This window comes from Thalassotalea sp. PS06 (assembly GCF_007197775.1).
Taxonomy (GTDB): Bacteria; Pseudomonadota; Gammaproteobacteria; order Enterobacterales; family Alteromonadaceae; genus Thalassotalea_A.
Genome location: NZ_CP041638.1, coordinates 1743583 through 1767782 on the forward strand (window position 1 = coordinate 1743583; position 24200 = coordinate 1767782).

The following is a 24200-nucleotide window of genomic DNA, read 5'->3' on the forward strand; positions in this document are numbered from 1 at the left end:
CAAATGAATCATTTTAGAATTTCTACTTTGCTGTTTGCTGCATTGAGTCTGTTTTCGATTTCCGCTCAGGCTGAGAAATCGCCTGAAGCCAAGATGGCAGACAGTAATGGTGCAAAGGTTGAGCATATCAATCGAGATAACAGTCTGAACTTGCCTTTTTCAGAAGCCGTGCGGGTCGACAATATACTGTTTCTATCGGGACAAATTGGCAATATTCCCAGGCAGATGAAGGTAGTTGAAGGTGGCATAAGTGCTGAAACCCGGCAAACCATGACCAACATTAAAAACCTAATGGCCTCGCAAAACCTAACCATGAATGACCTTGTTAAATGCACGGTAATGTTAGCTGACATCAAAGAATGGCCAGCATTCAACGAAGTCTATCGAGAGTTTTTCACCCCGCCTTATCCAGCACGAAGTGCTTTTGCAGCCAGTGGTTTAGCATTGAATGCGCGAGTTGAAGTAGAGTGCATTGCGGCAATTAAATAATCTCTTGCTATCCTCCCGTTTTACAAAGGGCTGCGCGATGCAAGGTTCGATTCCATACACTATCATATGTGATCAAATTATCCGTTTATTACGTTTTGCGCTAGAGAAGTAAATGATGAATATCGATACAAATATTGAGCAGATTGAATCTATTTTAAGCGAATACCAAGAGTTGATCGGCGAAGATTACACCGGCTATCGTAATCACGTTTATCGAATGGTACATTGTTGCCTGGCGCTTCAGGATATGAGCGACGATGAAAAGCGCAAGGTCTATATCGCCGCAGCCTTTCATGATATTGGCATCTGGATTGAAGATACGGTAGATTACATCTCCCCATCGATACCGCCAGCGATGAAATATCTAGAGGAAAATGATTTGTCTGACTGGCAAGAAGAGATTCGCCTGATGATCAGCGAGCATCACAAAGTCAGGGAATATACGGACAAATCTTTGCCATTAGTCGAAGTATTTCGAAGAGGCGATCTGGTGGATTTTTCATTCGGATTATTTCGATTTGGTATTGATAAAGCCTATTTTGAACAATTGAGAGAAACCTTTCCCAATGAAGATTTTCACAAGGGGCTTGCCAAACGTGCAGGCAAATGGTTTGTGAAACACCCACTCAATCCTGCACCAATGATGAAATGGTAAAGGCAAACCGGAAGCAGAATTGCTAGTCTGATGGGCTTAACGGCGAACTTTCCAGCTCGCAAATGTCAAACTAAATAATTTAATTTGCACTAACAGAAGTAAGTAAAGGAGTTAACAAGTCAGGTATGAATACATCACCGACAGAAACCAATAATCAGGACCAGGAAAATTTTATACTGAGCTTTTTTAAGCTCGAATCTGCAGGCGGCATTATCCTGATGTTCGCTGCCGTATTAGCAATGATTTTTGCCAATACCGAACTAAGAGTTTATTACGATCTTCTTTTGAGCACACCAGTGGCGGTTATCGTCGGACCATTGGAAGTTGCTAAACCTCTACTGCTTTGGATCAACGATGGTCTAATGGCAGTATTCTTCTTTTTAGTTGGCTTGGAACTCAAGCGCGAACTTATCGAGGGCGAACTAAGCGATCGCCGCAACATTATTCTTCCTGGCGTTGGTGCAATCGGTGGTATGCTGGTTCCGGCGTTAGTCTATGTCTATTTCAACTATGACGACCCTATGTTACGTCAGGGCTGGGCGATTCCTGCCGCGACAGATATTGCATTTGCACTCGGGGTACTTAGCCTGTTGGGTTCAAGGGTGCCAAGCAGTGTAAAAGTGTTTTTAACCTCACTGGCTATTTTCGACGATATCGGTGCCATTATCATCATTGCTGCCTTCTATACCGACGATATATCCTTCGTCAGCCTGGTAGTTGTTGCTTGCTGTATTCCAATTCTTTATTTGCTTAACCGTAATAAAGTCGAAGCGCGAAGCTTATATATGATGGTTGGGATCATCATGTGGGTAGCGTTATTAAAATCTGGTGTGCACGCTACGTTATCTGGCGTACTGGTGGCGTTATTTATTCCAATGAAATCTTTAACTCGCAAGAATTTTTCACCGTTGAAAAGTCTGGAGCATGACTTACATTCGGTTGTTGCATTCTTTGTGCTACCGGTGTTTGCCTTTGCTAATGCAGGTATCAACCTTACCGGGGTTGGAACAGAGCAAATATTCCATAGCGTACCGGTAGGTATCGCGCTGGGTCTTTTTATCGGCAAGCAGGTTGGTATCTTTGGCTTGTGTTATCTGGCGATCAAAGCCGGTTGGACGCGTTTACCTGCCGGGATGAATTATACCGCGTTATACGGTACCGCCGCTTTGTGTGGTATTGGTTTTACCATGAGTTTGTTTATCGGTTCGTTGACCTTCGAAATGGGCGGTATGGATAAACTGTTTGACGAGCGAATCGGTATTATCGCCGGTTCTTTGATGTCGGGTATTGTCGGCTTCGTGTTGTTACGAATGGCTTTAAAACCAGAGCCGCAATCACAATAGTGAAAGCCCGAGAGCTAAATCCTAAAAGCTAATATCACAAAAAGGGGCCCATTGAAGGCCCCTTTGTTTTTATGATGTTTAAGAATTGTTTTATACCAATCACATTAAATTATTGCTCACTCAGTGAGAATTTAAAGGCTTTTAGACAAGGCTTTGATTGCAGAGAATGGTTATTCCATTGTCAAAATCAGTAACGCAGGATAAACGCCTTTAAAACTCACCCGTAGGGAGTTTATCAGAGGCCCATTTACTGCCCTATATTTCATTAATATAGAATCACTATATCAATAAAATCTATGTTGTAACTGAACCCCTGCCCAAACTCTGAGTTGTGCACAAACTTAGTGTGATTGGTATTAGTCTTGTCGATTTAACAAGTGAAAAATTTCTTTACCAATATCGGTGTTATCCTGATAACCGATAAACTTCTTAGCACCTGGACCCGTTGCATAAACCGGAACATCAACACCAGTGTGGCCACCGGTCGTCCATCCGGTAAATGTTTTTGCATCTAGTAGTTGTTTTAATGCAACGTAGCTTTCTTTTGCATCGGACGCTTTGCTTAACTGGGAATACTCACTGCGACTTAATTCAAAGCCCAACAGCTCTTCAATACCGTCCTGCTGCAAATCTTCTTCATGAATGCGTGTGGCAATAGTTTGCGGGCTGTTTTTCATATTTTCCAACCAACTACCATCCCATTTATATTCGCCTTTGCTGCCGATGCTGACACCACCAGTATTATGATCCGCCGTTAATACCACCAATGTGTCTTTGCTTTCCCGCGAGTAAGCTTCTAAAAACGTCATGGCTGCGGCTAAATCATCCATCTCACCCATGGCATATGCGATATCGTTACTGTGACCGGCCCAGTCAACCTGACTGGCTTCTATGACCAGCAGGAAACCCTTATCATCGTTTTCAAGCTGTTTAATCGCTGACTTACTCATTTTCATCAATGGCGTTTCTATTTCAGAATCCAATAGCGGCGGCAGGGCAACGTCTGCAAGCAAGCCTATGACATTGGTCTGGCTTCCCGGCTTTAACGTTTTTAAACCGTTGAAACTATCGATGTATTGATAACCGGCTCCCTGAAACTGCTTCACTAAATCTCTGTCAGAGCGTTTAAAGTATTTAACGCCACCACCAATAATGACATCGGCAACCAGCTTACCTTCGGCGCGGTTATCGTAAAAGTCATCGGCTATTTCATCATAGTTGCGACGACTTTCATTTTTGGCAATGTAAGAGGCTGGAGTGGCATGGACGATATGTGATGTAGACACTAAACCTGTGCGCATCCCTTTAATTTTGGCGTACTCCAGAACCGTTAATAATGGCTCTTTATTGATATCAACACCTATTGCGCCATTATAGGTTTTCACGCCAGTGGCTAAAGCTGTGGCGCTGGCGGCTGAATCGGTTACATAGCCGGATGATTTGTGAGGGTAGGTAGCAGAGCTGCCGACGAGTAAGCGGTCAAATACTGTGGTTTCAACGATATTGGTTTCAGGATCATCTTTAAAGTTTCGGTACAACACCGGGTACACCGGGCCCATACCATCGGCAATAACCATGACCACGTTTTTTGGCAGTTCCCGGGCATCGTTTTCGCCGCTGTTTGTTTGAGCAGCATGCACTGACGTTGTTAGAATGCCGCTGAGTACCAGAGTTGATAGGGCGGCAAGTTTAAAAGCTTTCATAAGATTCCCTGATGTATATTTTCTGTTATTGGTATTAGTTACCGCTATTAATAATCGGTTTCGTTGGCCTGGGCGCTGAATCCGAGTTCTGATAGGAGATTTACCAGCAGGCCGCTAGCGCCGAATCGAAACGTTTCTTTGCTAAGATAGCCACTGCCCAGCATATTCGCCGCAAGTTCCATGTAGCTGATGGCATCATCTAAGGTGCGAACCCCACCGGCGGCTTTAAACCCTATTTTAGGGTTTAACACTGAGATCACCTCCAACATGGTTGTCGCTGCTGGTAATGTCGCGTTGATGTCTACTTTACCCGTTGAGGTTTTAATAAAATCTGCGCCGCCATTAATGGCGACTTCACTGGCTTTGCGAATTAAATCGGTTTCTTTTAATACCCCGGATTCAATAATGACTTTTAGTAACACCTCGTCACCACAGGCGGCTTTTACCTGTTCAACCATCGCCTTAGGTGTATCCATATTGCCCTGCGTCAAAGCAATGTAGGGTAATACCAAATCAATTTCATCGGCGCCGTATTCGATAGCCTGATTAGTCTGGCTGACGACCATATCAATCTGGCCATTACCTGAAGGGAAGTTAACCACGGTCGCTACAGCGATGTTATCTTTGGCAAGCAGTTGCTTTGCCAGACTAATAAACTCTGGGTAAATACAAACCGCAGCGGTGTTACCAGCAAATGTCGTTGCCTGTTGGCAAAGCATTTCGATTTCCGAGTTGTTATCATCATCATTGAGACTGGTCAAATCCATTAATGAAATGGCTAGCTTTGCCGCATATTGACGATCTTCAAACATTGAATTGTCCTTAGTTAAGGGAAATAAACACACCGGCAATGGCTGCGCTCATCAGGTTTGCTAAACTCGCTGCCAGTACCGCTTTTAGACCAAGCTTGGCGATGTCCGGACGTCGATTAGGCGCAAGAGAACCGATACCACCGAGTAAGATGGCGATGGAAGACAGGTTGGCAAATCCACACAAGGCGAAAGTAATGATGGCTTGAGTACCTTCAGACAAGCTATCTTTGTTGGCAATAAAATCCACATAAGCGACAAATTCATTAACGATGATTTTCTGGCCAAGGAAACTACCGGCGATATTGGCTTCCGACCAAGGCACACCAAGGATATACGCGACTGGCTGGAACAAATAACCAAGGATCAGTTGTAGTGACAGTTGATCGTAACCAAAGAAACTACCAACCCAGCCAAGTAAACCATTTAACAAGGCAATCAGGGCAACGAATGCGATAAGCATAGCGCCAACATTAAGCGCTAGTTGCAAACCTTTAGCGGCACCATTGGCGGCGGCATCAATCACATTTACACTGTCATCATGCTGATCTTTGTGGGTTAGATCGTCTAAATCATTTTTCGGCTCTTCGGTTTCTGGCAATATTAATTTAGCCATCAACAATCCACCCGGCGCCGCCATAAAGCTTGCGGCAATCAGGTATTTCAGCTCTACACCTAATCCTGCGTAGCCCGCTAATGTTGCCCCGGCTACGGAAGCCAGGCCACCAACCATAACCGCAAATAATTCCGAGCGGGTCATGGTGGGTAGAAATGGTTTAATGACCAATGGTGCTTCGGTTTGGCCGACAAAAATATTAGCCGTGGCGGAAAGGGACTCTGGACGAGACGTTTTCAGAAACTTCTGCAGGGCGCCACCGACAAGTTTTACCACTTTATCCATGATCCCAAGGTAATAAAGAACCGATATTAACGACGAGAAGAAGACAATAATGGGTAATACTCTAACCGCGAAGACAAAGCCGACGCCGTTTTCTAACATGGCGTCAGTGCCCAGGCCACCGAACATAAAGTTAATGCCGTCTTTACCATAGCCAATAACATGATCGACGGTATTGGAAATGGATATCAGGGCATCTTTACCCCAAGGCACATAAAGTACCAGGGCACCTAAAGTTATCTGGATAAACAGAGCACCCAACACGGTACGCCATTTTATGTGTTTTTTGTCCTGGCAGACCAGATAGGCGATTGCCAGTAATATCAGGATGCCTGCTAATGCTCTTAAGGTTGTAAAGTCCATGGTTTATCTTTTCTCTTAGTTTTCCTTTACCAGTTCACGTATTTTCGCCTTGATTAACTCAAGCGCCCGGCGGTTTCTACCACCTCGGGTAATGACGATATCTGCGTGGTTTCTGGATGGTTCAATGTATTGAAAATACATGGGGCGAACCGTTAAGTGATATTGATCGTGAACGGAAGAAAAATCCCGTCCCCGTTCCTGTAAATCTCGTTTGATACGTCTTAACAGACAAATGTCTAGCGGCGTATCCATATATATATTGATGTCGAATCGTTGCCGCAATTCAGCGCAGGTAAACAACATGATCCCTTCAACAAGTACAACTTTTGCCGGTTTGATTTGAATGGTTTCATCTTTGTTGCGGGTATGTTCTTTATAGTCGTATACCGGAACCTGAATTTCATTGCCCTGGCTTAATTGCGTTAGGTGCTCTCTTAACAGGTCATGTTCAAATGCGGCAGGGTGGTCGTAATTGGTTTTAATGCGCTCTTCGAAGGGAAGGTGATCTTGGCATCGATAATAGGAATCTTCATTGATGATGGTCATACTGTCGGCGCCCAGCTCACCAATCAACTCGTTGTAGATAGTTTTCGCAAACAGAGATTTTCCGGATGCAGAGGCTCCGACAATAGCAATGATTGTGAGATGATTAATAGACAAAATACGACAGCAATCTGAAAATTGATGCAAATAGTATCGCTTATTTTGCCCTAAAAACTAGCAAAATGTTAATAAATTATAGGGTTAGACAAGGATTAATTAACATTTTTTCGCCTTTGCCTGGCTGTTTGTATATTTCCTAATCGTTTACCAGCGCCAAGGCTTACAATGATCAACCATTAACATTACTATACTCACTATATTGTGTTGTTTATCTGGAAATTATTATGGCCCGTGCACTGATTATGGTTATTGATGGCTTTGGTATTGGCGCTGCGCCAGATGCCGAATCGTTTGGAGACATAGGTGCCAATACATTTGCCAACCTGGCAAAAGAGTTTTTGCAACAAGAAGGGCGTTCATTAGCCTTACCAAATCTTGGCGGTATGGGTTTATTTGAAGCCGCTAAGGCAGCGGGTGCTGAAGATTTGGCGGTACAATCGCAAGCGGCAACCTCAGGGGCATTTGGTTATGCAGCAGAGGTCTCATCGGGAAAGGATACTCCCAGTGGTCATTGGGAAATGATGGGGGTTCCGGTGTTATTTGATTGGGGCTACTTCAGCGATAAAACCGATTCCTTCTCTAAGGAGTTACTAGAGCAGATTTCTATTCGTACGGGAATTGAAGGCGGTTTAGGCAATTGTCATGCCTCAGGTACCACCATTATTGCCGAGCTTGGCGAACAACATATGCAAACCGGGATCCCTATCCTTTATACCTCAGCCGATAGTGTGCTGCAGGTAGCGGCCCATGAGAAAACCTTTGGGTTAGATAATCTTTATCGTTATTGTGAGCAGGTACGGGAATTATTAAATGACTTGGATCTGAACATCGGCCGGGTAATCGCGCGTCCATTTATCGGTGATGATGCCAGTAATTTCCAGCGCACCGGTAATCGTCGTGACTATTCGATATTACCGCCAAGCCCGACGGTATTGGATCAACTGCATGATGCCGGTGGGACGGTGGTTAGTGTTGGTAAAATCGCCGATATCTTTGCCCATCAAGGCATTTCCAGAAAAATCAAAGCAACCGGTCTTGATCAGTTAGTCGACACGTCTTTGGTGGAATTTGAAAGCGCTATAGACAATACCTTGGTGTTCACCAATTTAGTTAATTTTGATCAGGACTACGGTCATCGTCGTGACCCGATAGGCTACGGTCAGGCACTCGAATATTTTGACAGTCGTTTACCTGAAATTTTTTCACGTTTAAATGATGACGATTTCCTGTTTTTGATTGCTGATCACGGCTGTGATCCCACCTGGCATGGAAGTGACCACACCCGAGAGTATGTGCCGATTCTGGCATGGGCGCCGAACATGCAACGTATTGATTTAGGTGAAAGAAAAACCTTTGCAGATTTGGGCGCCACTGTCGCTGACATTTTTGCTTTACAGTCTCCCAAGTATGGAACTTCGTTTAAATCCCTGATAACGTCTTAAAAAGTTAACGTTTTTACGAATATCGGTTATCATTTGTAACGGATTGTAAAGTCGTCAATCACCCGACATAAACAACAAAAAGCGGGTTACATATACGTCACAGGGAGACAAACATGAAAACCTTCAAACCAAATACTCTGGCTATGAGTATTAATGGCGCGATTTTATCTGTTGCCGCGTTGGCAGCAAACCCAGTACTTGCAGAGGAGGAGGGTCAACAACTTGATTCTTCTAAGCTGGAAGTTATTGAAGTAACGGCTCGTAAAAGAACCGAGAACGTTCAGGAAGTACCGGTATCGGTAACCGCGGTACAAGGCGAACAGTTAGAAGCTATCTCTTCTGCTGCTATGGATATTCGCTTTTTAAATGCTCGTGTACCTAGCTTAAGTGTAGAGTCCTCGTTCGGACGTACATTCCCGCGTTTTTACATGCGTGGTTTAGGTAACAGCGATTTCGATCTAAATGCATCTCAACCAGTTTCCCTTGTTGTTGATGACGTTGTGCAAGAAAACCCAATTCTTAAAGGTTTCCCAGTATTTGATGTTGAGCGTGTTGAAGTTCTGGGCGGACCGCAAGGTACGTTATTCGGCCGTAACACACCAGCCGGTTTGGTGAAATTCGATTCCGTAAAACCATCTCAGGATTTCGACGGTTTCGTTTCTCTTTCCTACGGTAGCAAATCTACAAGTGATTTCAGAGCAGCCATTGGTGGCGGTTTAACGGATCGTTTGTCTGCCCGTATCTCGGTATTACGTCAAGACCGTGATGATTACATCGACAACAAAGCACCAGGCTTTGAAGAAAACGATGTACTAGGTGGTTACACCGATCAAGCAGCTCGTATTCAGTTCTTGTATGAAGGTGATGACTGGACGGCGTTATTCAACTACCACATGCGTGATTTAGATGGTAAGCCAGTTACTTTTTACGCCAATGCTTTCGAACCAGGTTCTAGCAATTTAGGCGGTCCAGGTTGGGAAGGTCGTGATACCGTATTCCACGATTCTGCTTCTCGTGCTACGCAACAGGTTGAAACCGAAGGCGGTAGCTTAAAACTTGAGTTTGAATTAGGTGACTTCACCCTAACATCTGTATCCGGTTACGAGAGCGCAGAACTATTTTCTCGTGCTGACGTAGATGGTGGTTACGGTGCGGTTTACGCACAACCTATGGGTCCGGGTGTAATTACCCTTGACTCTGAAACTGCTGACGGCATTCCAGATCACGAGCAAATCACTCAGGAATTACGTCTAGCCAGTAACTTAGACGGCAAGTTCAACTACCAGGTTGGTTTGTTCTACTTCAACGAAGATCTAACCATCGAAAGTTTCGCATTTGATCCACTATTTAGTGGTGGCGCGCAAACCGGTTATGTAATTCAGGAACAGGAAACTACTGCCTGGGCGGTATTCGGTTCTTTTGATTACGATTTCACCGATGCAACGTCTGCAACGTTTGGTATCCGTTATTCTGACGATGAAAAAGAATATTCAAACCAACGTACTATGTCTCCTCTTGCGTTCTTAGGTGCTCCGAATGAAGCCTCTGGTTCTGTGGATACTTCTGATGATTACGTAAGCTGGGATATCAGTGTTAGCCACAAGCTAACCGGTGATGTGAACCTATATGCACGAGTTGCTGATACGTTCCGCGCCCCAAGTATCCAGGGTCGTTCATTATTTGCTTTTGATGACGGCATTTCCGTTGCTGAAACTGAGTCAATCCTGTCTTACGAAGCTGGTGTGAAATCTAACATCCTTGACGGTAGCGGTCGTTTAAATGCGTCTGTTTTCTACTACACCATGGATGACCAGCAATTAACGTCTGTTGGTGGCGATAGCAACACTGCGCGTCTACTTAACGCTGATGAAACGGTTGGTTACGGTTTTGAAGTTGATTCTGAATTCATGCTTACCGACAACTTTGCAATCACTGCAAGCGTAAGTTACAACAACACGGAATTAAATGACGATTCATTGTCAGTTCCAGTGTGTGCTTTGTGTACAGTAACCGATCCGCTAAATGCTAATGGTCAGGCGATTGTTGATGGCAACAGCCTTCCTCATGCTCCAGAGTGGATTTACACGTTCACAGCGCGTTACGCCATTGAAGTTGGTAGCGGTGAGCTATACGCCTACACCGATTGGTCATATCGCGATGACATCAGCTTCTTCTTATATGAATCAGAAGAGTTTAATGGTAAGTCATTGCTAGAAGGCGGTGTTCGTACCGGTTATGCGTGGGAAACTGATGCTCAAGAGTATGACGTTTCTTTATTCGTAAGAAACTTAACCGACGAGCAACAAGCCATTGGTGCGGTTGACTTCACTAACAACACGGCAATTGTAAACGAAGAGCGCTTCGTTGGTGCTGAGTTCAAAGTTAGCTTTTTCTAACAACTAATTTTATTAGCATTAAAAAAGCCAACCTAGCGGTTGGCTTTTTTGTATGCGTATTTTAAGAGGACTGTCTAGAGTTATCCCCTCCTCAATACAGACTTGGACAGCATGTCGCTGTTCATCGATGACTACAACCTATTGATATTTTGTGCATTTATAACACATATTAGAATTTGCAGTTATAATAGCATCTGAGCTGGATACCTGTTTAATCGCCGACTTGTGATTTTAGACGAAAATCTCATCTTGCAAGAAGATATGTAGACAGGTATTCATACTCGAGGGAGAAAATTCGTTACGCGACTCTTCTGTTCTAATCGCCTTCATTTCGCTGAATCTCAGTACTTCCTTTATTAATTAACATTAACTAAAAGCACTATAATTGTAACCTCAAAGCCAGAGGTTTTTGGGTTACCTAATTACGCACGACAAAGTTAAGGAACTCGTTATGATTAAATTGATGCATATTATTGCCTTGATCACTTTAGTCGCTATATCTGGATGCAGTGAAAATAACAAAGAACCACGGACGACCGGCGAAAGTGATGAAGCCTCGCAAGCAAAGCCAGCAGCTCCAGCCCCCGCAGATAGCGATCAGAATATTGAAGAAAGCCAGGCAGTGGTTTTGCTATCAGGCCTGCCAACTTTAGATACAACAGACAGTATCGCGATTGTTGAGTTAGATCCTGAATCAGAAAACTTTGGCAATATTTTATATGAATATCCCTTGCCGAAATATGACGCACCGTTGCACCATTTGTATTACAGTCCGAATGGCCGTCTTTATGCAACTGGACTAGGAACAGAATGCAGTTTAGCTGAAATTGGCCTGGTCAGGAATGCGCAGTCTGAACCTCAGATAAAGGATGTCACTTGCCTGGATACTCAAGGTCAGCAAGTGGGAGAAGATATCATGTGGCATAGTGTGAACGGCAAGAACTTTATGTTCGTCACCTTTATGGGCGGAACCGGGGTTGATCAAAAAGATGCAGGTTCTGTTGGCGTTTTTGACCCTCAGACCAACGAAGTTATCAAAGTTATTGAAGCCAGAAAGTCGCAAGTGGCAGAAGGTGAACCTTTTATCATGTATCCACATGGTATCTCAGCTTATGGCGATCGTATGGTTGTAACATCCACTTCTCATCCAAACTTGAAAGATGGTGTTGGCAACTCGGTAACCATTATTGATCTGAATACCCTGGAACCTATTGAAAACATCATAACTGAAGATTCAAAACCGGTTGGTTTTCCTTCTTCGCCAGTTGAAGTGTTGTTCGTTCGACCCAGCATCGTGGAGGGAGTAGAGCCAGCAGTTTTGGTAAATACTATGTTTGGCTTTGAAACCTGGAAGATTCCTTACAATGAATCGGATAGAAGTTTCGGAACTCCCGAAAAATTATATGATGGTGCCGAAAATGGTACCGGTGTTCCTCTGGAGTTTTATGGTAACGAGACAGAGTTGTTTATTAGTCATGCAGTACCAGGAGTTGTAAAACGTTACGATCTACAGCAATTACCAGATCTCGTTTCCTCCGGAGCTGATATTCAGGCAGAAGCCGGTGCTCATCACATGATTTTCTTTAAATCTGCTTCAGGTCGAGATTTAGTGGCAATTCAAAATAACTTATTGAATTTAGGGAACGCTGAGGACAACGACCCAACGGATGTAGACTTTATTGCCAAAATTAACGCTCATTCAGTTACCGTTCACGATTTAAAAACTGGTGAAAAACTGGCAACCGTTAACTTCAAAGACAAATATCAAAAAGGTATTGATAACATTGAAAGTTTGTTCGGCTCTGGATTTGTCCACCACCATTAAATCTTATGATTAAAGTCATTGGTTCAGCGATAGTTATTGTTATCACTATTTCTATCGCTGTTGTGTGGGGCACTAAGCCGGTCAAGCCAAAAACAACCCTGGTGGATTTTACCGCCCCGTTTGTTTTTGGTCATTTTAAAATTCCTCAGGATAATCCTTTCACGTATGAGTCGGTCAAACTCGGGCGAAGACTTTTCTATGATCCAATCCTATCAGGCAATAACCAGATCTCATGTGCGACTTGTCATAAACAGGAACTGGCTTTTACTGATGGATTGAGTCGAGCTGTAGGGGCGTCTGGTAATCCATTACCATTTAATTCAATGAGTTTAGTTAATCTCATGTGGGGACCCAGGCACTTTTTCTGGAATGGACGAGTTACTTCTCTTGAGTCACAGGCGCTAATGCCGATACAGCATGTCGATGAAATGGATCAAGATTTAGATGAATTAATCGAAGAACTTGAGCACGACGAAACCTATCAAGAGTTATTTGCTAATGCTTACGGTGATATCTCAGCTGAAAATATTGCCAAAGCTCTCGCTAGTTTTCAGCGCTCCTTGATATCAGCGAACTCCAAATATGACAAGTACTTGCGTGGTGAAATAAATCTTACTGATGAAGAAGAGTTGGGACGAAAACTATTTATGGCTCACCCCGATACGAAAGTTTCGTTACGTGGGGGCAATTGCATTGACTGTCATAGTCAATTTCTGACAGCTGGTTTTGCCACGGGATACGATGGCTTTAGCAATAATGGTCTGGACAAAGATAGCGATCTCAAAGATGGTTTATATGAAGTTACCGGAAATGAAGCTCATCGAGGACTTTTTAAGGTTCCAACATTGCGGAATATTGCGGTAACCGGGCCATATATGCATGATGGGCGGTTTAATACTCTTGAAGAGGTTTTGGAGCATTATAATTCCGGAATTAAATTGAGTAATACGCTGAGTCCGTTAATTATCGAAGCCGATAACCGCGAAAAAACTGATCAACAGTCAGTTAGCTTGCACTTAACGGAAAAAGAAAAGAGGGCAATTATTGCCTTCCTTCACACCCTGACTGACCAAGAATTTTTGTCGAATGATGCCTTTTCCGATCCTTTCAGACAGGAGTCAGAAAAATGACTAAATCTCTATCAATATCCGCTTTTATTATCGTAGCGATAGCAACAGCCTGTACCCTATGGCAGTACACATCCAATAAACCGATAACTTTGCGCTTTCATGCATACAACGGTGACGAATCTCTGGTGTTTAATGATTCTCGCTATGCAAACCCAGGAGGCTCGGGACAATATCTGGTCAGGGATTTACAGCTATTTGTGAGTAACATCAGATTGCTTGGTGAAAAAAATCAATACGAGGAAGGGGAGAGTTACCATTTGTTGCGCTTTGATAATGAGCAGGGCTATTTTGATATAGTGATTGAAGGCCTGGCTCTGAAGCAGTATGACACGATTGAAATTGGTATTGGCGTGGATCCTGAGGCAAATGGCACTATTATGTTTGCCGGCGATTTGGACCCGAATGGACGTATGGCGTGGAATTGGCAGGTCGGTTACAAGTTTCTGTTGTTGGAGGGAAGTTTGGATACTAACGGCAGCAAGACACCTCTGGTTTATCATATTGGTTTTGATGAGAGTTATACCCGAGTGTCATTTCCTTTAAAAGTTAATGAATTATTCTCAGACGATGTTATCGATTTTCGAGTGGATATAAATCAGCTATTTGATCAAAAACATCCAGTTGATATGAGCCATATATCTACCGTTAAGTTTGATCCTGAAAATGTGCGAACCATTGCCCGGGCATTTCCGCAATTAATTTCAATTCAACAAAACTAAAAAGGGGAACTCGCTGCTCCCCTATAGAATTTGCCAGTTAACAAACGAACCGTGCATTGTTTGGGTTAATCTTTATAACCCCAGGGCGCTGCAGGCGGTGTTACCGGTTTGGTTAAATCAAAATCAACCCGAAATTCCCGGCCCTGGCGAATTAACCGATAGGTAAAAGTTTCCGGGTAGATAAACATCTGCCAGGTATTACCGTTCGATTGCGGGATTCCAAGTTCAACGAACAATTCCTTTGAATACTGATCCGCGGGAAACGATTGCACCTCCGCCCAGCCCGCATCGACGGTATGACCACCATACATGGTTGATTTATCACTGCTACCATCCTGATGGCGATGGTCGTGTTTAAGCTGTAATCCAGAGCCGGTTTTGGTAATTAACCAGGTTCTCGAGGCATCATCACCAACGTGGAAGGGTACCTGCAACTGACGATCATCACATATACGAACGTGCATGATCAGCTCTTTGCCGGCAAACCCGCCACCGTCAGAATTATCAACGGTGATCTTGCCTGCATAAGCTTTACCACAATGGCTTTTGATAGCGTCGAAAAACGCATCATGGGTTTTTATCGATACTAGTGGTGCCTCAGATACTTGATGCTCACCACTTGTATTTTTACTTGCCGCTAACGCATTGCCCGACAGCGTGAACGTTGTGGCGATTGCTGAAGCAATTAAAGCCGTTTTTAAAATCGCCATTACAGAATACTTTCCAGGGTAATTTCCATCATATCTTTAAAGGTGGTTTGTCTTTCTTCAGAGGTGGTTTGCTCTCCGGTTTTGATATGATCGCTGACGGTAAATACCGCTAACGCTTTTTTACCGTATTCTGCGGCGACACCATATAAACCAGCGGCTTCCATTTCCACCGCTAAAATACCCATAGCTTCCATTTTTGCAAACAACTCAGGTTCAGGTGTATAGAACAAATCGGCGGTAAAAACGTTACCCACGTGAACTGGCTTGCCTAAACGGTCGGCGGCTTTCACAACGTTGTTAAGCAGCTCATAATTGGCGATGGCGGCAAAATCATGCTGGTTTAAACGAGAGCGATTCACTTTCGAGTCGGTACATGCGCCCATACCGATAATGACATCACGAAGTTTTACATCATCACGAACCGCACCACAGCTACCGATACGAATGATGTTTTCAACGCCATAATCTTTGTACAGTTCGGTTGCATAGATAGAAATGGATGGAATGCCCATTCCGGAACCCATCACTGAAATTGGCTTGCCTTTATAAGTGCCGGTGTAACCCAGCATGTTACGAACGCCAGTTACGCACTTGGCATCGTCGAGGAAATTTTCAGCGATAAATTGGGCGCGAAGTGGGTCGCCTGGCATTAATACCGTGTTGGCGAAATCATTGGGTTTTGCTTCAATATGTGGAGTTGCCATAGTTTGCTTCTCTTGTATGTAATTCAATCGCTGATGATTAATAGTAGTCAGATTAATCTGTTAGCGATACATAGGTAAACTAGTTGGTTAATTTGTTCTGCTTCAGGGTTTGTTTTTCAGACTCGCTTAAAAACGCTGCGATTAGGGCATTTTCCTGGATTTTGGCTAATTGAGTATTGTTGAATCCAAGGATATCTGCAGCTACCTGATATTCATGTTTCAATTCGATGCCTTCAACCGCTGGATCATCGGTGTTTAAGGTTACTAGCAAGCCGTGATCATAAAACTGTTTGATAGGATGGTTTGATAAATCAGCAACTGTACCTGTCTGGTAATTGGATGTCAGACAAGACTCAATGGCGATTTGTTCCTTGGCAAGGTAATCCATCAATGCTGGGTCTTCAATGCTTTTCACGCCATGACCAATACGCTGGGCACCAAGGTGCTTAATTGAGTTCCAGACACTTTCCGGACCATCGGCTTCCCCTGCATGTACCGTAACCTGTAAATGAGTGGCTCGAGCCTGATTGAAATGTTCAATAAATTTTGTCGCTGGCTGGTTTAACTCATCACCGGCTAAATCAACTGCGACCAAATGTTGTTGATGGGCAAGCAAACCGTCTAATTCTTGTTGGCATGCCTCGGTACCGAATGTGCGACTGAGAATACCAATCAGGTTTGCTTTAACGTTAAAATCTTTGCAACCTTGCTGTACGCCAGCTACGACGGCTTCGACAACATCGGCGATGGGTAATTTATGATTCATCGCCATGTAATAAGGAGAGAATCGCAATTCGGCGTAATCAATACCCGCAATTTTCAAATCTTCAGCATTTTCGTAACCGATGCGATAACAGTCATCCAAAGTTTTTAAAACTTTTACACCCCAGTCTAACTTCACCAAAAAATCGAGTAAGTCATTAGCTTTATCTTCGATGGTTACGTGTGGGATGAATTCTTCAAAGCGGTTAACCGGTAATTCAATACCGTACTGTTGTGCTAACGCCCAGGTAGTTTTCGGACGGATATTACCGTCAAGGTGACGATGTAAGTCAATAAGCGGTATATGGTTATGCATCGACGTGTTATTCCTGAAAGGTTTGCCAGACATTATAACAATCCTGCAATGAATTCCTAAGCTTTTACTGTAATGGCCTGATTTTTCGTGTGTTATTTAGCCAATAAAGATTAATTAAAACACCATAAGTCTATTTGGATTTGTTGATATCCTTAAACAGCAGCATTTCTAGCATTCTTTTTGAAGAGCCAGGATAAAAACCATAGCTACCACTGGTTTCCCGAGGATTTTCAAAGGTGCCAAATAAAGCATCTATGACCGGGAAGTCGGAAAAGTTTTTGTAATGGATCGTGCTACTATGGTGCACGGTATGATTTTCAGGACGATGAATGATATAGCCCAGCCATCTAGGGGTTTTCAAATTTGCGTGTTGAAACACGGCTAGGAAGTTTGAAGTGATAAGGAATATGGTGATCACTTCAGGCGATACACCGACAATCAGGGTCAAACAAACGCTGCCTAATAAGGTAAAACCTATCATATCAGTGAGGTTAAAATAGTAAGCACCAGCCATATCGACACGTTCAGCACTGTGGTGGAACTGATGGAACACCCGCCATAAAAAATCGGAATCATGCATAGCCCGATGCCAAAAATACAATCCAAATTCAAAGACAACAAAACTGACGAGCAGCCCCCAGCCGACCCCAAGATGCTGTAAGGAAACTAACTGGTATTGGGCAAGGAAGGGATCTATCACTAAAGGGATATAGCTAGCCAGGAAAAAATAGATGATAAAAGCGAAGATTCCTTTGGCGCGCCAGAAAGCGATATGTGGCATTTTTTCTCTTGGAAAAATACTTTCTATGAGCATCAACAAGAAAAACGTAAAGATAAATACGAGACTAATAGGATCGAGGATAACGTCGATAGGGGTTGGCATTTACACGTCCGCTACAACAAGTTGAAGACTGTGCCAAAGTATAGTCGGTTATCGTCTAACGGTATTTGTTAATGAAGTGCCAATGTTTTAAATAAATTGCTAATTTTTTGTTGGCATAATATCTGAACATTGGTAGATTTAGCGATTCGCTCCAGAGTAATTACTCTGATTATACTGCTGGTGGTTCAATAACCTCCGATCTCTGACACATAAGGAAGTATTCATGTTTCATCAAACCGACGATGTACGAATTAATGGTATCAAAGACCTGTTGCCTCCGGTTGCGCTACTTGAGCGTTATCGTGCGACTGAAAAGGTATCGCAAACGGTGTTTGATGGTCGTGAAGCAATTCACAATATTCTCGCGGGCGAAGACGACCGTTTACTCGTGGTAATTGGCCCTTGTTCTATTCATGATCCCGAAGCGGCAATTGAATACGGTAAGCGATTGGTGAAACTTCGTGAGAAATACGCCGACAGACTTGAAATTGTGATGCGAGTTTACTTTGAAAAACCGCGCACCACTGTGGGCTGGAAAGGGTTAATCAATGACCCATATCTGGATGGTAGTTTCCGTATTAACGATGGTTTGCGTTTAGGACGTAAATTATTGCTCGATCTTAACGCCCTTGGTTTACCTACTGCAGGCGAATACTTAGATATGATCACGCCACAATATATGGCGGATCTAATGTGTTGGGGCGCCATTGGAGCTCGCACCACGGAATCACAAGTGCACCGTGAATTGGCTAGCGGTTTATCTTGCCCGGTTGGTTTTAAAAACGGTACCGATGGCACCATTAAGATTGCTATCGATGCAATTGGGGCTGCTAGCGCACCGCATCATTTCTTATCGGTTACTAAGCTTGGCCACAGTGCTATTGTTGAAACCAAAGGTAATGAAGACTGCCACATTATCCTCCGAGGTGGTAAAGAGCCGAACTATGAAGCTGAGTTTGTTAACGAAATTAGCAAACAGTTAGCGGCGGCAAATTTACCAGAAAAAGTTATGATTGATTTCTCTCACGCTAATTCTCGCAAGCAGTTTAAAAACCAACTTTTGGTTTGTGATGATGTCTGTCAGCAAATCGTTGATGGCAACCGCTCAATTTTTGGTGTCATGGTTGAAAGCCATTTGGTGGAAGGCCGTCAGGATCTGGTCAATAATAAGGCTGAGACATTCGGACAAAGCATCACCGATGCCTGCATTGGCTGGGATGATACCGAGGTGTTGATTGATAAACTGGCAAAAGCGGTAAGTACAAAGCTATAAGGTTTCTTAATGAGTAAAGAACTCGAATTGCAGTCGCTGAAACTGTCCTCTGATCAGCGTTTTGACTTGTTTATGAATCGCTTGATGAGCGACAAACAGGCTTGGATCCTAACCGATGAACACGGTTGCGTGATGCTAACCGATGGTGATGAAGATTTGGTGCCATTTTGGCCAAGTGAAGAAACCGCCAGTTTCTGGGCCAGTGATGAATGGTCCGATTGCAAGCCTAAAGTATTGTCTTTTGATGAGCTGATGGAAAAGTGGATCCCCGGTATGGAGGAAGATGATCTGGCAATGATTATCTTCCCGGCAGATGATCTCAAAGGTCGGGTCCTGCATCCCTGGGAGTTTTCCCAGGCGATAAAAAAGAAGCAAGAAAAGCTCTCGCGTAAAAATTAACTTCCGGTTTTTGTTAACTTTTCCCATAAGTATTAGCAATTTAACGCGTAAAAATATTCGAAATTGTGGAGTGATTGTGATTAATTAAGCTTATGAGAATCGATTTCACCCCGTTAACTCGAAAACTTCACCCATATCTTACCGGATGCCTGGCATCGGTGATATTCCTCACCGGCTGCGCAGGCATGCAGTTCTCAGATATGTTCAGTGGCTATGCACAGCAGATGCAGCCAGTGCGCAATCAAATCGAACAAGGGCAGCTTCAACAAGCCCAATCTCTTATTATTACCCGTGCTAAAACCGAAAACAGTTATGCCTTAAGCCAGTTGGAAAAAGGGCGTTTGGCGTTTCTCATTAATGATTGGGCCGGCAGTCAGAAAGCGTTTGAAGAAGCCTATGATTATGTCAAAACCACCAACGAACAGGCGAAAATTCGCATCAGCCAATCTTTAAATCAAGCCAGTGCATTATTAAGCAATGACAATGCGTTGCCTTATGTTGTGCCAGCATATGAGCAGAGTATGATGCACTCTTATCAGGCATTGAATTATCTAATGCAGGGCGACAGAGAGGGCGCTCTGGTTGAAGTGCGTCGTGCCAACATCGTTCAGGAAAATGCTTTAAAGCAAAATCAGAAAAAGTTAGATGAAGCCCGTAGCGATGCTTTGGAAAAGGCCAATGTGTCTGAATCTAGTTTGTATTCGAGTTTTCCCGATATGGAAGCAACCTTATCGGATGTTAAAGGCGGCTTTCAAAACGCCTACACTTTTTATCTCAGCGGTTTGTTGTATGAAGCTAGCAATGAGTTAAATGATGCTTATATCGATTACAAGCGAGCACTTGAGATTTACCCCGACAACCCAGTAGTTATTAATGATGTGCAACGGTTAGCACAACGCCTGCAAATGGGTGTTGATATTGAACGTTTTAATAATCGCTATGGGGCATACCAGCCGAAAACCGAATCGATGAAGGGCAAAGGGGAAGTCGTTGTGTTGATTGAGTTAGGACAAATTATTCCAAGGCAAGATGCCAGTATTAATATTCCCACCAGTCATCGCGGCAATTTGCGTTTTTACTCGCTGTCTCTGCCTTCTTATAACAATGCCGGACGCTTTACCGTACCTGCACAGGTGCAGTTGAGCCAGAGCGAGAATAGCCTGGTCGCCGAACCAATATTGGAATTATTACCACTGGCAAAATTCCAACTCTACGATCAAATGCCAGGCATGGTCGCGCGTCAGGTATTAAGAATCTTTGCCAAAGAAGAAATACGACAGGAAGCGGCTCGGTCTGGTGGAGATGTAGGCAATGTGTTGGCGAGTTTGTACAACATAGCGTCGGAGCGGGCCGATACCCGTTCCTGGTTAACACTACCACAACAGATTCAGGTATTGCGCCAGCCTTTACAGACAGGACCGCAATCCATTAGGGTTGACTATAATGGTCAACAGCAAGTAATTGATGTAGAAGTAAAAGAAAATCGAATTACCCTGATCAAATTAACCGTAACAGGGAATTATATTGGCTATATAAGCTCTAACCTATAATTAGGAGTATGTTCATGCGCAAGTTCGTTTTATTCACACTGCCGCTTTTACTGCTGTTTGGCTGTGCCAGTGAACCGGATACCTCAGGTATTGGCACCGAGCCCATGGCTCAGGGAGACAACTATCAGGATTATCTCAAGGTTAATAATCCGGAACTGGACCAACGCCTGAAAATTGCCGATGTAAAATCCCGCAAGACCAATGACTTTCTAGAAGTTAATCTGGAGCTGTTAAGTACCTATGATAAAACCCAGAACCTGCAATATCAGTTTTACTGGTATGACAGTGATGGTTTTGTCATTGAACCGGGTAAAACCCCTTGGAAAGCCGTGGCCTTGCATGGCAAACAAAGCCTGACCCTAAGAGCCATGGCACCGGTTAAAAACGTTGATAAATTCAGTCTTTATGTGCGTGAAGTACCTAAAGAAGTGTATAAATTCGAAGACTAAAAGGAATAATCATGAAAAAAATCGCATTGAGTTTGATTAGTATCGGCTTATTGGTCACCTTGGGAGCTTGTTCGAATAAAGCGACTGTTAGTTATGGCGATGCGCAGGAAGTGGAAACCACGGATTTAAGCTTCGGCTCTACCGATTTACAAAAAATTGCCACCGAAATGACGGATTCTTTGATTGAGTCCCCGGCGGTGAATGAGCTGGCGAAAGACGGTCGTCCGGTACTTTACGTTGAGCGAATCAAAAACAAAACCTCAGAGCACATTGATACTGAATCTATCACCGATTCTATTTCAACTAAGCTGTTGCGCTCTGGCAAATTCCGCTTTGTCGATATGTCACGAGTACAGGATGTGACCAAGCAGCTTGAATTTCAAAATGAAGGTGGTCTGGTAGATCCGGCAAAAGCCGTGCAGTTTGGTAAGCAGACTGGTGCGGAATATATGTTGTATGGCAACTTATCCAGCATTGTTAAATCGAACAAAGACAAGTCTGACGTTTACTACAAATTCACCATGCGATTGATGGATCTCGAATCTGGTATCGTTGAATGGGCAGATGAAACCGAAATTCGCAAGACCAAAGAGAAACAAGGCTGGAGCTGGTAAGCTTTAAGGAGCTGAACATGAAACACTTAATATCTGTTGTTGCCCTGATGGCAATGTGTTTAAGTCTGCCGGTGCTGGCGCAATACGAGCGCAATAAAGCGGTGCCGGTGGAAAAAGTGCTGTTTGGCCAGGTATTAAGTGTTCGTGATATTTCCCGGGAAGAGCTGGTTGAAGATCAAAACCATGGCTGGAAAGTGTTTGGTGGCGCGCTGATTGGTGGTGCCATCGGCAATCAGTTCGGTGGTGGTAGTGGTCGGGTAGCGGCTACCATTCTTGGTTCTATCATTGGCGGTAAAGTGTCAGCAGATCATAATCCGCAATATCAAAGTCGTACCATACGTTTAGTTGAAATCATGGTGGAAACCGAGCAGGACGGCCAGTTTATGGTGGTTCAGGACTTCGACCCGGCAATGGTATTTCATCAGGATGATTTGGTTCGTATGGTTTATTTACAAGGCGGTATTGTCCGCTTAGACAAACAAATGTAGAGCATCACTATGCCTGGCCTTGATCGAATTCTTACAATTATCAGGTATCTTGTTTCTGTTACCTTATTGTTTAACCTCACCGGTTGTACTTCGGTACCTGAAGGCGTTAAACCGGTTAACGATTTCGAATTATCCCGTTATCTTGGTACCTGGTATGAAGTGGCGAGATTGGATCACTCCTTTGAACGTGGCCTGGAAAACGTCACCGCCACTTACACCCTAAATGATGATGGCAGTGTTATCGTGTTGAACAAAGGCTTTGATACTGACGATGGCGAGTGGACGAGCGCTGAAGGTAAGGCTAAGTTTGTCGATAGCGACAGCAAAGGCCATTTGAAAGTCTCATTCTTTGGACCGTTTTACTCAAGTTATGTTATCTCTTATCTGCAGCAATCAGATGCGGGTAATGAGGATCAATATCAAATGGCTTATGTGATCGGCTATAAATCCGACTTTGTCTGGTTGTTATCGAGAACCCCTACTGTAGATGACGCAGATAAACAGCTGTTTAAGGAACATGTCGCCAAAATCGGTGTGAATACCGATGAATTGATTTGGGTGAATCAACAACCCAGGTAACCTTAACTCGGATGCCTGACTGCTCTGTTAAAACTCTATCTCGACAATAACAGCCTGATGATCGCTTAACACTTCTTCTGCAATCTTGTAGCTTTTGTAGTTCAATTCCTTGGAAATAATTACCCAATCCAGGCGCTTTTTGCCATAGGTCGCTAAGTATTTGGATTCTGGCTCGTACAGTTTGAAGTTTCCCGAGTCAGCGAGAAAACGAATGACTTTCTCTGAACCCAACCATTCACTGTTAAAATCGCCCATTATCACAGATTTGCGTCGCCTTTTTTCAAGCATCATTCCCAGAGTACGGATCTGTTGATCACGTTTGGCCTGACGTAGAAAATCCAAATGTACCGAGTAAATATCAATTTCCAGGCATTCTTTATCCTGAGGCGTACAATCCCAACCGACTTTACCGATAACAAAGCCTTTTTGCGTCGATGGCGGGGTTGGTCTAAAAGATACCGAATAGGATTCTCTGATTGGCAATCGACTCATGATCGCAGTGCCATAAGTACCAAAAAATTTATCCACGTGGGAGGCCTGAATGTAAAAATGATAGCCCGCCTTTTTAGCCAGATATTCCACATGATTAAAATCGCCACTCCACCAGGAAGGTGCGTCTGCCTCCTGTAAGGCAACAACATCGGCTTCTTCGCGCATTAGCATAGCGGCAATATCATCGAGGTTTTTCTCAATGGCGCTCTTGCTGGTAAGGATCTGACTAAATGCATCCTTGCGCCCATGCGCCATGTTCAAGGTGATAACCTTTAAATAGTCTTTATCTATCAGCGAGAATTGCACATCGGAATTTACCTGAACATCCAATGGCTGAGGCTCGGGTAAACCTTCAGGGGTTCCTTTGGCGAACGAACCGGGAATGCTGAGCAACAAATAACTGAAAAGAATAACAAAAGAAAAGCGCTTAAATGTCACAGGTACCTCTCTCAGCACGGTTATAGGGAGTTGTTTTAATAGCAATCAACATTAATTACTGCTCACTCAGTAACTAAAGTTGATTGGTTTAAGTCTATTCAAATTACG

General features: G+C 43.7%; 24 protein-coding genes. 15 read left to right on the forward strand and 9 right to left on the reverse strand.

Annotated elements, in window-relative coordinates:
• Positions 1-3: 3 nt before the first annotated feature.
• The 3 genes from FNC98_RS07700 (at position 4) to nhaA (ending at position 2487) form a co-directional block, all read left to right on the forward strand.
• On the forward strand, positions 4-489 hold the full coding sequence (locus FNC98_RS07700) for a RidA family protein (protein WP_260680579.1): 486 nt from the start codon (positions 4-6) through the stop codon (positions 487-489).
• Between the two features lie 112 nt (positions 490-601).
• The gene (locus FNC98_RS07705; protein ID WP_221932930.1) at positions 602-1144 is read left to right on the forward strand and encodes a hypothetical protein; all 543 of its coding nucleotides are present in this window, start codon (positions 602-604) and stop codon (positions 1142-1144) included.
• A gap of 125 nt (positions 1145-1269) precedes the next feature.
• Positions 1270-2487, forward strand: a complete 1218-nt coding sequence (nhaA, locus tag FNC98_RS07710) for a Na+/H+ antiporter NhaA (protein WP_143580690.1) — start codon at positions 1270-1272, stop codon at positions 2485-2487.
• Positions 2488-2843: 356 nt separating this feature from the next.
• Here the strand turns inward: nhaA and FNC98_RS07715 are convergent, their stop codons facing one another.
• The 4 genes from FNC98_RS07715 to udk are packed head-to-tail and all read right to left on the reverse strand — an operon-like array spanning position 2844 to position 6914.
• The gene (locus tag FNC98_RS07715; protein WP_143580691.1) at positions 2844-4190 is read right to left on the reverse strand and encodes an alkaline phosphatase; all 1347 of its coding nucleotides are present in this window, start codon (positions 4188-4190) and stop codon (positions 2844-2846) included.
• A 47-nt stretch (positions 4191-4237) separates the two neighbouring features.
• Positions 4238-5002 (reverse strand): deoxyribose-phosphate aldolase, encoded by a 765-nt coding sequence (deoC, locus tag FNC98_RS07720; RefSeq protein ID WP_143580692.1) that lies wholly within the window; start codon positions 5000-5002, stop codon positions 4238-4240.
• Between the two features lie 10 nt (positions 5003-5012).
• Complete coding sequence (locus tag FNC98_RS07725) at positions 5013-6260, reverse strand: NupC/NupG family nucleoside CNT transporter (protein ID WP_143580693.1); 1248 nt, start codon at positions 6258-6260, stop codon at positions 5013-5015.
• Positions 6261-6275: 15 nt separating this feature from the next.
• A complete protein-coding gene (gene udk, locus FNC98_RS07730; protein WP_144035503.1) occupies positions 6276-6914 on the reverse strand; it encodes a uridine kinase in 639 nt (212 codons plus the stop codon).
• Between the two features lie 233 nt (positions 6915-7147).
• On the opposite strand from udk, the gene FNC98_RS07735 reads away from it, so the two are divergent.
• The 5 genes from FNC98_RS07735 to FNC98_RS07755 all read left to right on the forward strand — a co-directional run bounded on the left by FNC98_RS07735 (position 7148) and on the right by FNC98_RS07755 (position 14435).
• Positions 7148-8365: a phosphopentomutase gene (locus FNC98_RS07735; protein ID WP_143580694.1), complete on the forward strand. Its 1218-nt coding sequence runs from the start codon at positions 7148-7150 to the stop codon at positions 8363-8365.
• Positions 8366-8478: 113 nt separating this feature from the next.
• Positions 8479-10761, forward strand: a complete 2283-nt coding sequence (locus FNC98_RS07740; protein ID WP_143580695.1) for a TonB-dependent receptor — start codon at positions 8479-8481, stop codon at positions 10759-10761.
• A 451-nt stretch (positions 10762-11212) separates the two neighbouring features.
• On the forward strand, positions 11213-12586 hold the full coding sequence (locus FNC98_RS07745; RefSeq protein WP_185968092.1) for a hypothetical protein: 1374 nt from the start codon (positions 11213-11215) through the stop codon (positions 12584-12586).
• Between the two features lie 5 nt (positions 12587-12591).
• Positions 12592-13716 (forward strand): cytochrome-c peroxidase, encoded by a 1125-nt coding sequence (locus FNC98_RS07750; RefSeq protein WP_143580696.1) that lies wholly within the window; start codon positions 12592-12594, stop codon positions 13714-13716.
• Positions 13713-14435: an MbnP family protein gene (locus tag FNC98_RS07755; protein WP_143580697.1), complete on the forward strand. Its 723-nt coding sequence runs from the start codon at positions 13713-13715 to the stop codon at positions 14433-14435. Before FNC98_RS07750 ends, FNC98_RS07755 begins: the two co-directional genes overlap by 4 nt.
• 65 nt (positions 14436-14500) lie before the next feature.
• Here FNC98_RS07755 and FNC98_RS07760 read toward each other — a convergent pair whose 3' ends face one another.
• The 4 genes from FNC98_RS07760 to FNC98_RS07775 form a co-directional block, all read right to left on the reverse strand.
• Positions 14501-15145 (reverse strand): hypothetical protein, encoded by a 645-nt coding sequence (locus FNC98_RS07760; protein WP_260680583.1) that lies wholly within the window; start codon positions 15143-15145, stop codon positions 14501-14503.
• Positions 15145-15849 (reverse strand): purine-nucleoside phosphorylase, encoded by a 705-nt coding sequence (gene deoD, locus FNC98_RS07765; protein WP_143580698.1) that lies wholly within the window; start codon positions 15847-15849, stop codon positions 15145-15147. Before deoD ends, FNC98_RS07760 begins: the two co-directional genes overlap by 1 nt.
• Positions 15850-15928: 79 nt before the next feature.
• Positions 15929-16960: an adenosine deaminase gene (gene add / locus FNC98_RS07770; RefSeq protein ID WP_260680589.1), complete on the reverse strand. Its 1032-nt coding sequence runs from the start codon at positions 16958-16960 to the stop codon at positions 15929-15931.
• A 97-nt stretch (positions 16961-17057) separates the two neighbouring features.
• Positions 17058-17810, reverse strand: a complete 753-nt coding sequence (locus FNC98_RS07775) for a sterol desaturase family protein (RefSeq protein WP_143580699.1) — start codon at positions 17808-17810, stop codon at positions 17058-17060.
• Positions 17811-18033: 223 nt separating this feature from the next.
• On the opposite strand from FNC98_RS07775, the gene aroG reads away from it, so the two are divergent.
• The 7 genes from aroG to FNC98_RS07810 all read left to right on the forward strand — a co-directional run bounded on the left by aroG (position 18034) and on the right by FNC98_RS07810 (position 23162).
• The gene (aroG, locus tag FNC98_RS07780) at positions 18034-19083 is read left to right on the forward strand and encodes a 3-deoxy-7-phosphoheptulonate synthase AroG (RefSeq protein WP_143580700.1); all 1050 of its coding nucleotides are present in this window, start codon (positions 18034-18036) and stop codon (positions 19081-19083) included.
• Between the two features lie 9 nt (positions 19084-19092).
• Positions 19093-19482: a DUF2750 domain-containing protein gene (locus tag FNC98_RS07785; protein WP_143580701.1), complete on the forward strand. Its 390-nt coding sequence runs from the start codon at positions 19093-19095 to the stop codon at positions 19480-19482.
• A 92-nt stretch (positions 19483-19574) separates the two neighbouring features.
• Positions 19575-21032, forward strand: a complete 1458-nt coding sequence (locus FNC98_RS07790; RefSeq protein ID WP_260680591.1) for a COG3014 family protein — start codon at positions 19575-19577, stop codon at positions 21030-21032.
• 14 nt (positions 21033-21046) lie between these two features.
• Positions 21047-21481 (forward strand): YcfL family protein, encoded by a 435-nt coding sequence (locus tag FNC98_RS07795; RefSeq protein WP_143580702.1) that lies wholly within the window; start codon positions 21047-21049, stop codon positions 21479-21481.
• A gap of 11 nt (positions 21482-21492) precedes the next feature.
• The gene (lpoB, locus tag FNC98_RS07800) at positions 21493-22095 is read left to right on the forward strand and encodes a penicillin-binding protein activator LpoB (RefSeq protein ID WP_143580703.1); all 603 of its coding nucleotides are present in this window, start codon (positions 21493-21495) and stop codon (positions 22093-22095) included.
• Positions 22096-22112: 17 nt separating this feature from the next.
• Positions 22113-22583 carry a hypothetical protein gene (locus FNC98_RS07805; RefSeq protein ID WP_143580704.1) on the forward strand — a complete coding sequence of 157 codons (471 nt, stop codon included), beginning with the start codon at positions 22113-22115 and terminating at the stop codon, positions 22581-22583.
• Positions 22584-22592: 9 nt separating this feature from the next.
• Positions 22593-23162 (forward strand): lipocalin family protein, encoded by a 570-nt coding sequence (locus FNC98_RS07810; protein ID WP_143580705.1) that lies wholly within the window; start codon positions 22593-22595, stop codon positions 23160-23162.
• Between the two features lie 27 nt (positions 23163-23189).
• Here FNC98_RS07810 and FNC98_RS07815 read toward each other — a convergent pair whose 3' ends face one another.
• The gene (locus FNC98_RS07815) at positions 23190-24092 is read right to left on the reverse strand and encodes an endonuclease/exonuclease/phosphatase family protein (protein WP_143580706.1); all 903 of its coding nucleotides are present in this window, start codon (positions 24090-24092) and stop codon (positions 23190-23192) included.
• Positions 24093-24200: the final 108 nt, after the last annotated feature.

Coding starts and splice junctions, on each gene's coding strand:
- FNC98_RS07700 (WP_260680579.1), top strand. CDS start 4: ATGAATCATTTTAGAATTTCTACTTTGCTGTTTGCTGCATTGAGTCTG.
- FNC98_RS07705 (WP_221932930.1), top strand. CDS start 602: ATGATGAATATCGATACAAATATTGAGCAGATTGAATCTATTTTAAGC.
- nhaA (WP_143580690.1), top strand. CDS start 1,270: ATGAATACATCACCGACAGAAACCAATAATCAGGACCAGGAAAATTTT.
- FNC98_RS07715 (WP_143580691.1), bottom strand. CDS start 4,190: ATGAAAGCTTTTAAACTTGCCGCCCTATCAACTCTGGTACTCAGCGGC.
- deoC (WP_143580692.1), bottom strand. CDS start 5,002: ATGTTTGAAGATCGTCAATATGCGGCAAAGCTAGCCATTTCATTAATG.
- FNC98_RS07725 (WP_143580693.1), bottom strand. CDS start 6,260: ATGGACTTTACAACCTTAAGAGCATTAGCAGGCATCCTGATATTACTG.
- FNC98_RS07735 (WP_143580694.1), top strand. CDS start 7,148: ATGGCCCGTGCACTGATTATGGTTATTGATGGCTTTGGTATTGGCGCT.
- FNC98_RS07740 (WP_143580695.1), top strand. CDS start 8,479: ATGAAAACCTTCAAACCAAATACTCTGGCTATGAGTATTAATGGCGCG.
- FNC98_RS07745 (WP_185968092.1), top strand. CDS start 11,213: ATGATTAAATTGATGCATATTATTGCCTTGATCACTTTAGTCGCTATA.
- FNC98_RS07750 (WP_143580696.1), top strand. CDS start 12,592: ATGATTAAAGTCATTGGTTCAGCGATAGTTATTGTTATCACTATTTCT.
- FNC98_RS07755 (WP_143580697.1), top strand. CDS start 13,713: ATGACTAAATCTCTATCAATATCCGCTTTTATTATCGTAGCGATAGCA.
- FNC98_RS07760 (WP_260680583.1), bottom strand. CDS start 15,145: ATGGCGATTTTAAAAACGGCTTTAATTGCTTCAGCAATCGCCACAACG.
- deoD (WP_143580698.1), bottom strand. CDS start 15,849: ATGGCAACTCCACATATTGAAGCAAAACCCAATGATTTCGCCAACACG.
- add (WP_260680589.1), bottom strand. CDS start 16,960: ATGTCTGGCAAACCTTTCAGGAATAACACGTCGATGCATAACCATATA.
- FNC98_RS07775 (WP_143580699.1), bottom strand. CDS start 17,810: ATGCCAACCCCTATCGACGTTATCCTCGATCCTATTAGTCTCGTATTT.
- aroG (WP_143580700.1), top strand. CDS start 18,034: ATGTTTCATCAAACCGACGATGTACGAATTAATGGTATCAAAGACCTG.
- FNC98_RS07785 (WP_143580701.1), top strand. CDS start 19,093: ATGAGTAAAGAACTCGAATTGCAGTCGCTGAAACTGTCCTCTGATCAG.
- FNC98_RS07790 (WP_260680591.1), top strand. CDS start 19,575: ATGAGAATCGATTTCACCCCGTTAACTCGAAAACTTCACCCATATCTT.
- FNC98_RS07795 (WP_143580702.1), top strand. CDS start 21,047: ATGCGCAAGTTCGTTTTATTCACACTGCCGCTTTTACTGCTGTTTGGC.
- lpoB (WP_143580703.1), top strand. CDS start 21,493: ATGAAAAAAATCGCATTGAGTTTGATTAGTATCGGCTTATTGGTCACC.
- FNC98_RS07805 (WP_143580704.1), top strand. CDS start 22,113: ATGAAACACTTAATATCTGTTGTTGCCCTGATGGCAATGTGTTTAAGT.
- FNC98_RS07810 (WP_143580705.1), top strand. CDS start 22,593: ATGCCTGGCCTTGATCGAATTCTTACAATTATCAGGTATCTTGTTTCT.